A 14705-nucleotide genomic window follows, 5' to 3' on the forward strand; every position below is an offset into this window, starting at 1 on the left:
AATCAGTTTAGTTATTCAATGATATCTTGGATTTCTTCCATGGCACTTTGAAGCTGCTGAGTCAGATTTTTCGTTTGTTCGATAGATTGGGAAATTTTTTTAAAAAAGAACTCGGCTTCTCCAGGCTCTTCAAAAGGTCTATGCATTTCATTCCAAACTTTCAAAATGTCATGGGAGCTTGTTTCGATTTCCAGAATTCGATTTAGATGAAAGAGAGGTGCTGTATAAGTTTCCCCAGTCGCCATTTCTTTCAGTTGGACTTCTCTTTTTTGGAGTTCTTGGTCACCCACAACGGCGACAAAACGAGCTCCCACCTGATTGGCAAGCTGCATCGCTTTTCCAATTTTTTTTCTTGAGAAATCCATTTGAACCGATATGCCTTTTTGACGAAGATCGTGTGCCAGCGTAAAACATGTTTTTTCGGCTTCTTTACCCAGAGGAATAAAGAATAATGCGGGTTGATAGGGATTAGGAAGAGCAATTTCTTGCTTTAGCATTGTTTGGATAATTCTTTCAATGCCAGTTCCAAAGCCAAGTGCAGGAAGATCTGGCCCGCCGATCGTTTTAATTAATCCATCGTAACGACCGCCGCCACCGACGCTGTTTTGAGCCCCTAGTTGGCCGGAAACAATTTCAAAAACAGTTTTGTTGTAATAATCTAAACCCCGGACAAGGTTGGAGTTGACTACAAAAGGAATGTTTAATTGTGTCAGAAGTTGTTTGACGGTTTCAAAGTGGGTGCGTGATGCATCATCCAAAAAGTCGAGGATCGAAGGCGCTGAAGCGACGATTTTTTGATCGCCAGGATTTTTAGAGTCTAAGATACGCAAAGGATTTGTTTCAAAACGTGTTTTACTATCTTCTGAAAGGCCATCAAAATGCTCTTTTAAATAGTTTTTCAAAGCTTCTTTATAAGCAATGCGGGCTTCTGGTGTTCCAATGGAGTTAATATAAACTTGCAGGTTAGACAGACCTAGACGTCTGTACAGTGTGTAGAGAAGATCAATGACTTCTGCATCTTGTTCAGGCGCATCGCAACCAATGACTTCGACACCAAACTGATGGTGTTGACGATAACGTCCAGCTTGGGAGCGCTCGTAGCGGAACATTGGGCCGATGTAAAAAAGCTTGTGTGTGCGGGATTCTGTATGGAGATTATGTTCGACAAAAGATCTAACAACAGGGGCAGTGCCTTCAGGGCGTAGGGACATGGACCTACCACCGCGATCTTCAAAGGTGTACATTTCCTTTGAAACTACATCAGTTGCTTCTCCAACACCTCTTTTGAACAATTCTGTGCGTTCAAAAATAGGTGTGCGAATTTCTTCAAAACCATATTCAGCAGCAAGTTTGCGGATAACGGATTCTACATATGTCCATAAATGAGATAGCTGCCAAGTCTCTTCTGTGCCACGGGGAAGTATATCGAAAACGCCTGGAGGTTTAGAAATATCCATAAAATCATCCTTTTTTTACTAAGTCACACAAGTATATGTTGTTGAAAGAAAAGAGTCAAAAAAAAGGCGAAGTGGAGGGGATTGAAAAATATTCAGTTTTAATATTTGAGATTTATATTTTATAAATGGCTGAATTGAAATTAGTTGAAACTTAAAGTTTGGAAGGTAGAAGGCAACTGGATCGTTGCCTTCGAATAGCATCCTAGCTTTCGAAGGAAATACTACCTCGTGGTTCTTCTCTTAATCTCACATTTCCGTGTTCATCAATATTCAAAATGAGCGAGGCCGTTTCTATCGTTCGGCTAGTATAAGCGCTTAAAGCTATGCAAAAGCCAACGTTTTTAAACATCTTAGCTATTCTTTCAGCGTTATTAATGCCTTCTTCAGATAGGGCTGTTGCATCTGAACTGCTCCAACGTCCCGTAAGTGTGTGTTTTGATATCTTGGGCTCTATATAATTATCGGGTATTGTCCCAGGCTGGCAACACAAAAAGTACAAAAATTTTCAAATGACATAATTGTAAAACCAAATTAGTTTAGCTATTAAGCCGCTGTTTTTTTACAAAATATTTTTATTTTCCATTTTTTTAAATAAAATGAATGTATTTGTCAAGAATCTGGCAGAATCTGGCAGAATCTGGCAGAATCTGGCATGATCTGGAAATCCAGCGATTTGAAAATCCAAAAAACCATACATTCAGATATCTGAAAAGACATATGTTTATCTGGCAAAATCTGGCAGAATCTGGCAGAATTTGGAGGTAAAAGAGACTATTGATATTCTGCTAAGGAAGTACGATGGATATTTTAAAGCTTTTAAACATGCCAGAAGGAAGGACTTTAGAATTTAAAAGGGATCTTTCTTCTCTACAACCTATTCTTAAAACTCTCGTTGCATTTGCTAACACCGCAGGTGGCATTTTAATTGTAGGAAAAGAAAATGATGGAAGTGTTACAGGAATCAAGGATGTCTTTGAAGCAGAAGAACGTTTGACGAATGCGATATCAGATAGTATTTATCCCCCTTTAATGCCTGAAATTGATGTTATATCGATAGAAGAAGCCTCTCTTCTTATCATCAAAGTTGCTCATTGGCTTGGACCGTTTTACTTGAAGGCAAAAGGTCCAATTAAAGGTGTTTATGTCAGACTAGGTTCAACAAATAGAGTTGCAGAACAAGAATTGTTAGATGAATTAAATCGCTCTAAATCCAAGAAATTTTTCGACCAACAGCCGTGTCCTGGTACAGATATTCATGATCTTGATATGGAAAAAATTAAAAAACTATTTAGCGGTATAGGTAAAGAGATTGATCAGCAAAAATTAATTAGCCTTGGAGTTCTTGTTCCTCATTTAAAGAAAACGATTTGTTCAAATGGTGGGGTGATTCTGTTTGGTAAAGATCAAATCCGGGAACATTTTTTTCCAAATGCGGTGGTTCGCTGTGCGAGGTTTTTGGGAACGGAAAAGGTAGAATTTATTGATCAATACGATACGCAGGGTTCTATTATAGAAGCAATTGAAGAGATCCAGAAATTTATCAAAAGAAACACTGCTCAAGGTTCAAAAATAACTCAAATCAAAAGAAAGGATATTCCAGAATATTCACCTATTATAATTCGCGAAGTTATGGCCAATGCTTTAGTCCATGGCGATTATTCTCTTCGAGGAATGCATTGTCGATTGATGATTTATTCCGATCGCATGGAAATAGAAAGTCCAGGGATGCTTCCATTCGGATATACAATGGAAGATTTTTTTTCGGGCGTTAGTCATGTAAGAAACAAAGTGATTGCTAGAGTTTTTCGGGAATTACGTTTCATAGAGGAATGGGGTACAGGTTATAAACGGATTGAAGCTGTATGTCGCAAGGATAATTATCCTCTTCCAGTCTGGCAAGAATTGGGATTAGCTTTAAGGGTAATCATTGAGCCTCACTCCTTAAAAGACGCCTATGTTCTCTCTGAAGATCTAACACAACTTACCTATAGGCAAGAAGAGTTAATTTCTTTTTTTCGAGGCAACAAAAAACTTACAGCCAAAGATATATATGAAAAGTTCAATCATTCTATTTCTGAAAGAACTTTGAGAGCCGAATTATTTGAATTAAAGCAAAGAAAATTTTTAGAAAAAATTGGGAATGGACGGAATACATATTGGGTTTTAAAGAATTCAGATCGACGAGGAGAAAGTTAACAGAAAGCTTAAATTTCCATATCCTAGCAAGAGCAAAAATCAAACCTGAGAAAATCAGGAAGGTTTTATTGATATAGCTGAAAGAGTGAAGAGCTTGGTCTATCCGTCCGGAATCCTGCAATTTACAAATTGCAGGATTCCCACTAGGTCTGGTTTGATAAGAAAAAGATTAATATTGTCTCGCTCTTTTTTGTAGATCAAGGCTAAGGATAATTTTTTCTTTATCAGGGGTTTCAAAAATGAATTCTCGCTCATTCTTTTTACTCACAAAACGTAATGTGTTGCAAGACTGAAGTTTGTCTAGATCATCCGGATTGTTGAGGGAGAGCTTAGATCCTGGATAGAAATCGAAAAATTCAATAAGATAATAACTCACGATACAAGCTACTGTGCGCTTGATTTCATATTCGCCAGCCCAACGAATTCGAAAGGTATTTGAATTTACTAAAGGGGTTGGTTTCCTAAATAAACCAGTGGTTCTAAAAAAACCGGGCAATGGAACATTATCTCGGTTAATTGTTACTGTATAAAAAATACAATCGGGATAATTCCAAGTCTTTGAGTAAGCCGAATAATGCCAGTCTAAAACCGCTCCTCCAAAAAAGAGCATGTTTCTATTGGAAAGTCCACTATTATCCCATACGGATTTTTCTTCCTTGGGTAAATCCCCAAGCCAATGCTTGGAACCATCAGCCCGATGTTCTTCAAAATTACCATAATAATTTCTCCATAATGCATAATGATCGAGCCCTCCAAATGAAAGCATATCACCGGGTTCGACTTGGAAAGATTTATTCTGTTGGTGTGTTAATTTGTGCTGAGAGCCATCTTCAAGGGTTACATTATAATCCCCAGATTCCAGTTTTTCCACGTCGAGTATAGGGACTGAATCTTGATTGTTGATAATTCTAGATTTAAAACATGAAGTTTCACGAGTCTTAGGGTTCGTTAAAAGCAGAAGGTATTGGTAGCTTCCCTCTGTAATTTGATCAATTGTTTTATCTTGTATGTAAAATTGATCGCCTAATTTTATTTCATTTTTATTTTGTTCATCATATAAAAGATCATACCCATCGATACTAAACCCTTTTTCATATACATTGTGAACAACATGAAGTAGAGGCGCCGCAAAGCCAGAAGTCGCGCATATCAGAAATATTATTAAGGTGGAAAATTTTTTAATCATTTAATTTTATTCCTCTTTTTTAATCTCAGAAATCAAACTTTAAACTAGAAATAAACTCTTGTCTATCTCATGGTTAATTAGATTTTTTCACAAATCCTCACTTGGCTTAAGTCGTCTTGCTGTGGTTCTTGAGGCAAGTCCGTGTGGGCATTACAAAAAAGGAGGACTTGAGCCCTCCCCTAGATTATTCAGACGATCCGATTACTTCTGGTGTTTTTGCTTTAAAGAGAGGTTTTCGTTGAGTGAACCAGCTAAATTCTGTTGACCAAGTTAAGAAACCAGAGAAGAAGAGTGCCCCTACAAGCCAAGACCAGCGGACTCCTTTGGCAATATCAAAGCCATCAAATTCTTGAAGCAAGTTACCTACCAGGATGCAAGTCAATACACAGGGTGCAAAATAGCGCAGTAAAAAGGCATATATTGTCAATTTATTGCCGCTGTACCATAGCGGGTCTTCGCGTGTTGTCTTTGATGCATATTGGAATGTAGCAATCAGGGCTAATCCGCCAATTAACATATTTATACCCAATACCATAGGAGCTAAGGCGTCAATGATGTGCGATCCATTGCCCATGCAAAACGCGATTCCAAACATTCCCAAGATAGCGGTTGTAATGGTCACAGCTTTTTTGCGTGAAAAAGCGAATTCCACTTCGAAGTTTCCAGCGATGCTTTCTACAATGGAAAAAACACCTGTAATCCCTGCAATAAAAATGCAGGTAAAGAAGATAACACCCATGACAATCGAGAGCGTCGTTCCAAAAAACTTTAACATGGTTGGAAATAGAATAAATCCAATATCAAATGTGGAATCTGTTGATAGAATCGCATCAAAAGGAATTTGTTGGATATAGCTGACGTGAGCTAAACAACCAAAAATAGCCAATCCTGAGATAAAGGAGACTGCAAAGTCACCTAATCCCACCCAAATCATGGCGCGTGCAATATTCGTATTTTGGCCTGTATGTCTGGAGTAACCGACAATAATTCCTAATCCCAATGAGAGGCTAAAGAAAAGTTGTCCAAAAACATCTCTCCACAAAGTAGGATCGAGCAATTTAGAAAAGTCGGGTTTCAGGTAAAAATACAACCCATTAATTCCCCCGGGCAAGCAAAGCATGACTACAGCCAAAAGGGTCATAATAAAGGCCATTAAAGGCATAAACAATGTGCAAATCTTTTCAATTCCATCTTTGACATTACGCACAAGGACGAACCAGGTTGCTGTACAAACGGCTACAGTAGAAAGCAAAATAGTCCATGAAAGAGACCCGAATTCACGAATAGATGGCGTAATATTCAAGAAGGAATGAAGAAAAAATGCTTGGGAGTCGTCGGGAATTTGATTAGTTGCAGCAAAATACGTATACGCGACCGAGTAACCTGTTAAAACAATGTAAAAACCGCCAATTGTCATGCAGCTCAAAATCGCAAGCCAGCCTAACATTTTGCCTTTTTTACCCAATACTTTTCCGTAGGCGCTAACGACAGGAAGCTTCCACTGGTATCCAATCAACCCTTCAAGCAGCAACATCGGAACACCAAGGCTAAGAAGAGCGATAAAATAAGGAATTAGAAACGCGCCTCCTCCATTTTTGTAAACTTGAGCACTAAAAGCCAGCACGTTAGCAAATCCAACAGCTGAGCCAATTAATGACCAAATATAACCCGACTGTTTGTTCCATGTGTCGGATGAATGATTCGACATGGATGCTCCCTTTTTGAAAGTTGTAAGAACTATTTTAAAATATTTTTTAATTTTAGCCAAGGATAACATTTTAAAGACCTAATAATCAAGGAATAATTCTTTTATTGAAATCGAGCTGCCTGTACTTCGAGCTTGCTTCAGATTGCATGAAAGAGTAGATAAAGATTAGATCTGTTTTTTTGGGGAAACGCATATTTTATGCAGAAGAGCTTGATTATACTTATTTTGTTTTTGTCTTTCTTCGCCACAGCCCTAGCCGTTTCTCAAGAAAAAGTGTTAACGCTAGAGGAGGGAATTCAACGCGTACTCGCTTGCTCTCCTCAGTTAAAAATGAGTGAGGCAGAGGCAGAAGAAAAAAAAGGACTTCATGTTCAGGCGGGATTTTATCCCAACCCTATTTTGTCCTATAGCGTCGAAAACGTTTTTGGAAATCGCAATTGGCATGGATGGAATGCGGCCGAATCTCGCTATGAATACGCGCAATTAATTGAAACAGGAGGGAAGAGAGAACTTCGGTCCAAAACAACCGATTATCTTTTTCGAGCAGCCTGTCTAGGTGTGGAAGTTGCCAAACTTCAACTTTTGAATCGCTTTACGAGAGCCTTTATTGATCTTGTGGCGGCACAAGAGCAATTGCGCATTGTGAAAGAACAAAACAAAATTGCTAAAGAAGTTTTATATGTTGTTTCGGCAAAAGTGGAGGCTGGGAAAGTGTCCATCATCCAAAAGCATAAGGCCGAAATTAGCGTTGCGAACGCGGATATTTTATTAGAAAAGGTTCGAGTAAATTTTGAAACGGCTCGTGAGCAAGTCTCTCAATTTTGGGGGGAGACAGTGCCTGATTTTGAGAGTGTGGGCTTTAATTTTTATTTTATCCAAGCTCCCCAATCTCTAGATGCCTATTTGGCTTACTTACACGACCATCCAGAATGGATTCAAGCCCAACTCGAGCAAAGCGCGAGTCTGCAAAGTGTTTATTTAGAGAAGTCGCTTGCAATTCCAGATGTAACCCTATCTGTTGGGTATAAGACTATACGGGACACACACAATCAAGGCATGATATTAGGTGCCTCATTGCCTATTCCGGTATTTAATCGAAATCAAGGAAATATTGAAAAATCACGAGCCAATCTACGCAAATTGGAAGATTCATTTATGGCCTTGCAAGTTTTATTAGAGAATAAATCAGCTGCAATACACCGAGAGTTTATGCGTAGTTATCATGAATCGAAACGATTAAAAGAAGGGATTTTAGAAGCGGCATTACAAGCTTTTAAATTATCTGAAGAAGGTTATAGAGAGGGGAAATTTGAATATTTAGACATGCTGGATTCACAAAGGACCCTATTTGAGATCGAAGATCATTATGTCCAAGCTTTAAAAAATTATCATAGCAAACAGGCCGAACTTCGGTATTTAAGCAGTCAGGTTGATTAGGATGGAAAGAAAAATAATCTTGCTTATTGGAGGCGTTCTGCTTTTTCTCATGCTGTGGTTTGGATGGGGCGCCGAGAGAAAGACAGAGGTAAATGATGGAGATAAAGTTGCTGTGCATGACCATGCCCAAGAAAATTTTATTCATTTGACGCCTCAGCAGATTAAAGATTTTGACATTCAAATTAAGGAGGCCTCATCAGGAGAGCTAGACCTTCAGCTATCAGCCCGAGGAAAAATTGTGTTGCATCCCGATCGTCTTGCGCATGTTCTTCCCAAAATTTCGGGTGTTGTCAAGGAAGCCAAGAAAAATATCGGGGATACCGTCAAACAAGGAGAGCCACTTGCGGTTTTTGAGAGTCGTGAAATTGCGGATATGAAGGCGACGTATCTAGCTGCTTTAGAAAAAATGCGGTTAAGTAAATCTCTTTTTGAACGAGAATCCCGTTTATATGACAAAAAAATTTCTCCCGAACAAGATTATTTGAATGCAAAATCGTCTTATGAGGATTCCAAAATACAATTACAACTCGCTAAGCAGAAGTTGCAGGCTTTGGGGATCAATGATGAAGCCCTTTCTGATTTTGCACAGGAAAATGACCCCTCTCTCCGTTTATATACCGTTTATGCACCAATAGATGGAACTATTTTACAACGGCACATTACGACCGGAGAATTTGTAGAAAGTACTGCTGTCATTTATGAAGTCGCAGATGTGTCTAAAGTATGGGTTGAAATAGGGATTTACCCCAAAGATGCTTACAAAGTCAAAGAAGGGCAGCATGTGGAAATCACAATTCCAATTGAAAACCTCACAGCAGATGCCAAAATTATCTACTTAAGTCCCATCATTCAAGAAGAAACCATCACAGCAAAAGCCATTGCAGAATTGCAAAATGATGAGAACAAATGGAGACCGGGAACATTTGTGACGGTGAATATCGGAACAAAAAAAGTTCCTGCCGATATTGTTGTGCCAAAAGAGGCCATTCAAAATATTAACGGACAGGATGTTCTCTTCATTAAAACGCACGATGGCTTTGAGAGCCGAGAGATTCAAAAGGGAACGAGTGATAAAAACAATGTGGAAGTGCTTTCGGGCATTAAATCCGGAGAAAAATATGCGGCTTCACACACGTTTTTATTAAAAGCTGAACTAGGCAAAGCTGAAGCGGAGCATGAACATTAATGATTCACGCGATTTTGCAAAGAGCCTTACGTTATCCCTACGCGGTCATTTTTATCACTTTAGTTGTTGCTGCCTATGGAATTTATTCTTTCACACAACTCCCTATCGATGCTGTTCCAGATATCACGAATAATCAGGTCCAAATTAACACGGTGTTACCAGGTTTTTCACCTGTTCAGATGGAAAAACAAGTGACCTATGTGATTGAAACCGCTCTAGCAGGTATTCCAGGTTTACAGTTAACTCGGTCACTAACCAGAAATGGATTTTCACAAGTGACAGCTATTTTCGATGATCATTTGGATCTATATTTTGCGCGTCAGCAAATTAATGAAAGACTAGGAACGATCAAACAGAATCTTCCCGAAGGGGCGGATGTGCGGATGGGTCCTATCTCCACAGGTCTTGGGGAAGTGTATATGTGGACCGTAGATTTCAAACATCCGAACGGGAAAGATGCTCAATTCACTCCAGGATCTCCAGGCTGGCAAAAAGAAGATGTTTATTTAACTCCTGAAGGGCAGCTATTAAAAACGGATGTTGAAAAATTTGCCTATTTGAGAACCGTGCAAGATTGGATCATTAAGCCCCAGCTGAAAGAGGTTCGGGGATTGGCAGATGTGGATTCAATTGGAGGATATGTACGTCAATATCATGTAGAGCCCAATATTGAGCGCATGATTGCCCTAGGTTTAAGCTATCATGAAATCATGGATGCCCTTAAAAAGAATAACACAAGCATTGGCCCTGGCTATATTGAAAAGGGAGGCGAGTCATTTTTAATTAAATCGGATGAACGCTTAGAATCTCCCAGCGAAATTAAAAAGATTGTAATAGCCACAAGAGATGGTATTCCAATTCGTGTCCAAGATATTGCTGAAGTCAATATTGGGAAAGAGCAACGCACGGGCAGTGCGAGTAAAAATGGACATGAAGCTGTTGTGGGGACTGCCATGATGTTAATCGGTGCAAATAGTCGCACGGTTGCCCAAAATGTAGATCAAAAATTGCAGGAGATCAATCAAACGCTACCCCCAGATATTGAAGCTCGGTCCGTTCTAAATCGCACAAAATTAGTGAATGCCACCATTACAACGGTAGCTAAAAATTTGGGTGAAGGGGCTCTGTTAGTTATCATCGTTCTTTTCCTTTTCTTAGGACAAATACGTGCCGCTTTGATTACTGCCACCATCATTCCCTTATCCATGTTAATGACAGCTATCGGGATGACGAAATTTAATATCAGTGGAAATCTAATGAGCTTGGGTGCGATCGATTTCGGGCTCATTGTAGATGGAGCCGTGATTATCACCGAAAACTGTTTGCGTCGACTGGTCCATAAGCAACAAGAATTGGGGCGGATATTGACTTTCAACGAACGTTCGAACGAAGTTTTGAGCGCAAGTCAGGAAATGATTCAGCCTACAGTGTTTGGTCAGGCCATCATCATGTTAGTGTATATTCCGATTTTGGCATTATCTGGTGTAGAAGGCAAAATGTTTCACCCCATGGCAATCACCGTGTTATTTGCTTTGCTATCTGCATTCATCCTTTCTTTGACGTTCATTCCTTCTATGATTCTTGTGTTTGTGAAAGGATCTTTACAAGAGAAGGAAAATCCTCTCATTGAAGTCACCAAAAAATGGTATAAGCCTATTCTTGAAAAAAGTTTAAATGCACCCATTTTAGCATTAGCGGGTGGGGGATTGGCCATTTTAATTGCGGCGTTTCTTTTCAACTTTTTGGGGCAGGAATTTATTCCCAAGCTTGATGAAAAAGACATAGCCATGCATGCGGTAAGAATTCCGAGTACTTCTTTGACGCAATCCACTTTGATGCAATCGCAGGTAGAAAAAACCATTCGCAAATTCCCTGAGGTGGCATATGTGTACTCTAAAACAGGGACAGCGGAAGCTGCGACAGATCCCATGCCTCCCAATGTTTCCGATACATTTATTTTTTTAAAATCGGCTAATGAATGGCCGAATCCCAATCTTTCGAAGGAAAATTTAATTGTAAAATTAGAAAATGCATTAGAAAAAATTCCGGGGAATAATTACGAATTCACCCAGCCTATTGAGATGCGTTTCAATGAATTAATATCAGGGGTCAGAAGTGATCTTGCGGTTAAAATTTATGGGGATGACTTTGATAAGATGCAATCGACTGCCATGCAAGTAGCTGTTGTTTTACGTAAGCTCCCAGGGGCTGCGGATGTTAAAATCGATCAAACGAAAGGGTTACCCGTTTTGGATGTGCAAATCGATCGAGATGCAGCCAGCCGTCTCGGCCTGAATGTTTCAGATGGCTTAGATGTTTTAGCCATTGCAACGGGAGGTGGAAAGGCGGGGCAAATTTTTGAAGGGGACCGTCGTTTTGACATTCTGGTCAAGCTACCAGAGAATTTGCGTGAGGATCCTACAGCTTTAGCGGGTTTACCTATCCCCATTTCAACTAAAGGTGGACGGGCGCACTTTCCCAATGTTCCTCTAAGCGAAATCGCTCAGATTAAAATTGCAGAAGGTTTAAATGAGATTCGAAGAGAAAATGGCAAGCGCTTTGTGGCTGTTCAAGCCAATGTAAGAGGGAGCGATCTCGGTTCTTTTGTTGAGCAGGCTAAAGAGCAGATTCAAAAGCAGGTCAATTTACCTAAAGGTTATTGGTTAGGATGGGGTGGTCAATTTGAAAATTTGATGTCTGCCAGACAACGTTTAGCATTAGTTGTGCCGATTTGTCTTGGAGCGATCCTCTTGCTTTTATACATTGCTTTTCAATCGATCCGTTCAGCTCTGATTATTTTTTCCGGCGTTCCATTTGCTTTGACAGGTGGAATCCTAGCTTTATGGTTGAGAGATTTTCCTTTTTCCATTTCAGCGGCGGTGGGATTTATTGCTCTTTCTGGGATTGCTGTGCTAAACGGAATTGTTTTAATCAGTTCGATCGTCCAGTTGAGTCGTCAAAATATTTCGCAGGATGAGGCAATTGTAAAAGGTGCCTTGCAACGTTTGCGACCTGTTTTAATGACAGCTTTAGTGGCTTCATTAGGATTCATTCCAATGGCTTTAGCTACAGGGACGGGAGCGGAAGTTCAAAAGCCATTGGCAACAGTCGTGATTGGAGGACTGATTAGCTCGACACTTTTAACATTATTAATTCTTCCAACTTTATTTAAATTATTTGGTATAGAGGAAGAGAATAAACGTTTTTAAAAGGTTGATAAAATGGAAAAAGAAAAACATCATGCACCCATTTGTCATGGGTGTACAGCGGGAAGTGACCATGATCGGGAAATCCCTGATATTGATTTATTAAGCCCCTTAAAAATTCGAGGGATTACCTTACGCAATCGCATCGTGATGTCTCCCATGTGTCAATACAGTGCCATCGAGGGGATGCCGAATGATTGGCATTTAGTGCACTTAGGAAGTCGGGCAGCGGGTGGGGTTTCGCTTGTGGTTGTGGAAGCCACTGCTGTGACAAGAGATGGACGAATTACACCTTTTGATATGGGAATTTGGAGTGATGATCACATTGGTCCTCACTCCCGCTTAGTTGAATTTGTTCAGAGTCAAGGTGCTGTACCCGCGATTCAGCTTGCCCATGCAGGACGAAAAGCAAGCTGCGATGTGCCATGGAGAGGTGGGGCTTGCTTAAAGACCGTGCAAGAGGGCGGTTGGACAACTGTTGCTCCTAGCCCAATTCCTTTCCTAGACACAGATCCCCGTCCCGAAGAATTAAATGAAGAAGGGATCTATGAAATGATAAAGGCCTTTGAAAATGCCTGTAAAAGAGCGTTAAAAGCTGGATATAAGCTCATTGAGATTCACTCAGCACACGGATATCTCCTCCATCAATTTCTTTCGCCCATTAGCAATCAGCGTACGGATCAATATGGGGGAAGCTTGGAAAACCGGATGCGCTTGCTTCTGCAAGTCGCCGAAAGACTCCGCGGAATCATCCCAGACGATCTTCCTCTATTTGTGAGAATTTCGGGAACGGATTGGGTGGAAGGGGGGTGGGATATTCAACAATCTGTCGTTCTGGCAGGAAAACTTAAGGCCTTGGGAATTGATTTAATCGATGTCTCTTCTGGTGGCATGGTACCAAAAGCTCAAATCCCTGTGGGAAAAGGCTACCAAGTTCCTTTGGCTAGACAGGTGCGCGATGAAGCTAAAATTTTGACGGGTGCTGTTGGATTAATCACAGAGCCTCAGTATGCAAATGAGATTGTGACGAGTGGGGATGCGGATTTAGTTTTTATTGGACGAGAATTACTCCGAGAACCTTACTGGGCTTTGAAGGCGGAACACCTCATCGCTAATCAACCTCCCGCATGGCCTGTTCAATATGGATATGCGGTGGAGAGAAGGCACAAATAAAATGAAGCATATTCCTTTAAAGGAATATGCTTTTTAAATTTTAGCCAACACTTTGGGGGATTTCAATGCGCAACAATTCACTTGGTTTGCGGCGTATAAAATTCTCATGTACATAAGTGAGAGCTCGTCGTTGCTCAGCGAATTCTAGATAGCTGAATGCTTCTTCGTAGGGTAACCATAAAAAGGCGTCATGCTCAGTTGGGGATGTGGCAACTTCTTGTGGGGTGTCGATAAAAGCCACAAAAACAGGGACTGTGACAACGGCATTGCGATACACTTCGTAATAAATCTCGACCACTTCACCCGCATAAAATCTGTCCGGTTGAAGATCGGTTTCTTCTTGAATTTCTCGAAGAGCGGCTTCCCAAGCCGTTTCTCCGTCCTCTATGCCCCCGGTAACTGGTTGCCAGCTACCAAAAAAATGGGAGCTGCACCTGCGTAGAATGAGATATTGATCATACGGCTCTGCTTTTTTGATGATAAACGCCGTAATTGTGATAGGTGCAACTTGAAAGGTTTGCATGCAAAAAGACCTGGGTTGAATGTGTTAAAAAGCTCTATTTTAGCCAAGTTGGATTTCATCAACAACATTTCTATAGAAAAATGATCACTTTTAAAAAAGCTCTCCTTGCATAAAAAGTGAATTACGACTAATATAACCACTTCTCATTTGTTACATGTAAGGTAACATTTTGGGATTTACGGAAAGATGGCTGAGTGGCCGAAAGCACGTCCCTGCTAAGGACGCATACCCGTGAGGGTATCGAGGGTTCAAATCCCTCTCTTTCCGACAACGGCTTGCAGTAGAAATATTGCAAGCCGTTTTTTTTGCTTATCATCCGTTTTCTTCTTATTTACGACTTTTAACTTTTACGATGGTCTGAAATGGCTATACGAGATATTGTCAAATGTTGTGTTTTGAGCATCTAGTAGTGCATCCAATTTTTTAAAAATTAAGCTGTGTATTTCACGTTAAAGACTTCTTCCCCATCTTTAAACTCTACACTCAAAATCAGTTTGTTAATCCACTCATGACCTTTTAATTTTCGCCATCGCTTTTGTGCTTCCATTGAAAGCTTGTAAACCATGGCAAGTGTAGCTGTTCTGGACCCACAGCCTTTGGTTTGTCGTGTGCGGTGCCTAATAGTTGCAAATG

General features: G+C 40.2%; 10 protein-coding genes, 1 tRNA gene and 1 pseudogene. 6 read left to right on the forward strand and 6 right to left on the reverse strand.

Features of this window, described 5'->3' with window-relative positions; all coding sequences use genetic code 11:
* Positions 1-11: 11 nt before the first annotated feature.
* Together hisS and AOM43_RS14090 are read right to left on the reverse strand one after the other, a co-directional pair.
* The gene (hisS, locus tag AOM43_RS07920) at positions 12-1457 is read right to left on the reverse strand and encodes a histidine--tRNA ligase (protein ID WP_006342542.1); all 1446 of its coding nucleotides are present in this window, start codon (positions 1455-1457) and stop codon (positions 12-14) included.
* 202 nt (positions 1458-1659) lie between these two features.
* On the reverse strand, positions 1660-1956 hold the full coding sequence (locus AOM43_RS14090; protein WP_144016296.1) for a phosphoglycerate mutase family protein: 297 nt from the start codon (positions 1954-1956) through the stop codon (positions 1660-1662).
* Between the two features lie 299 nt (positions 1957-2255).
* Between AOM43_RS14090 and AOM43_RS07925 the strand changes: the two genes are divergently transcribed.
* Entirely contained in the window at positions 2256-3653 is a 1398-nt protein-coding gene (locus AOM43_RS07925) for an ATP-binding protein (RefSeq protein WP_006342540.1), read from the forward strand.
* A gap of 169 nt (positions 3654-3822) precedes the next feature.
* On the opposite strand, the gene AOM43_RS07930 is transcribed toward AOM43_RS07925, so the two are convergent.
* Both AOM43_RS07930 and AOM43_RS07935 read right to left on the reverse strand, forming a co-directional pair.
* On the reverse strand, positions 3823-4839 hold the full coding sequence (locus AOM43_RS07930; protein WP_059359787.1) for a hypothetical protein: 1017 nt from the start codon (positions 4837-4839) through the stop codon (positions 3823-3825).
* A gap of 184 nt (positions 4840-5023) precedes the next feature.
* Positions 5024-6547 (reverse strand): sodium-dependent transporter, encoded by a 1524-nt coding sequence (locus tag AOM43_RS07935; RefSeq protein ID WP_013925615.1) that lies wholly within the window; start codon positions 6545-6547, stop codon positions 5024-5026.
* A gap of 198 nt (positions 6548-6745) precedes the next feature.
* On the opposite strand from AOM43_RS07935, the gene AOM43_RS07940 reads away from it, so the two are divergent.
* Genes AOM43_RS07940 through AOM43_RS07955 form a run of 4 tightly spaced genes read left to right on the forward strand, consistent with a single transcriptional unit; the run spans position 6746 to position 13549 of the window.
* Positions 6746-7984, forward strand: a complete 1239-nt coding sequence (locus tag AOM43_RS07940; RefSeq protein ID WP_059359789.1) for a TolC family protein — start codon at positions 6746-6748, stop codon at positions 7982-7984.
* 1 nt (position 7985) lies between these two features.
* Positions 7986-9170, forward strand: coding sequence for an efflux RND transporter periplasmic adaptor subunit (locus AOM43_RS07945; protein WP_059359791.1), 1185 nt, complete (start codon positions 7986-7988; stop codon positions 9168-9170).
* On the forward strand, positions 9170-12379 hold the full coding sequence (locus tag AOM43_RS07950) for an efflux RND transporter permease subunit (protein ID WP_059359794.1): 3210 nt from the start codon (positions 9170-9172) through the stop codon (positions 12377-12379). Before AOM43_RS07945 ends, AOM43_RS07950 begins: the two co-directional genes overlap by 1 nt.
* Positions 12380-12391: 12 nt before the next feature.
* Positions 12392-13549, forward strand: coding sequence for an NADH:flavin oxidoreductase/NADH oxidase (locus tag AOM43_RS07955; protein ID WP_006342534.1), 1158 nt, complete (start codon positions 12392-12394; stop codon positions 13547-13549).
* 40 nt (positions 13550-13589) lie between these two features.
* On the opposite strand, the gene AOM43_RS07960 is transcribed toward AOM43_RS07955, so the two are convergent.
* Positions 13590-14072: an NUDIX hydrolase gene (locus AOM43_RS07960; RefSeq protein WP_006342533.1), complete on the reverse strand. Its 483-nt coding sequence runs from the start codon at positions 14070-14072 to the stop codon at positions 13590-13592.
* Positions 14073-14252: 180 nt separating this feature from the next.
* Here AOM43_RS07960 and AOM43_RS07965 point away from each other — a divergent pair.
* Positions 14253-14339, forward strand: a tRNA-Ser gene (locus AOM43_RS07965).
* 163 nt (positions 14340-14502) lie between these two features.
* Here the strand turns inward: AOM43_RS07965 and AOM43_RS07970 are convergent.
* A pseudogene (locus AOM43_RS07970) lies at positions 14503-14705 on the reverse strand (IS256 family transposase); the annotation flags it as partial.

The sequence above is a fragment of the Parachlamydia acanthamoebae genome (assembly GCF_000875975.1).
GTDB lineage: Bacteria > Chlamydiota > Chlamydiia > Chlamydiales > Parachlamydiaceae > Parachlamydia > Parachlamydia acanthamoebae.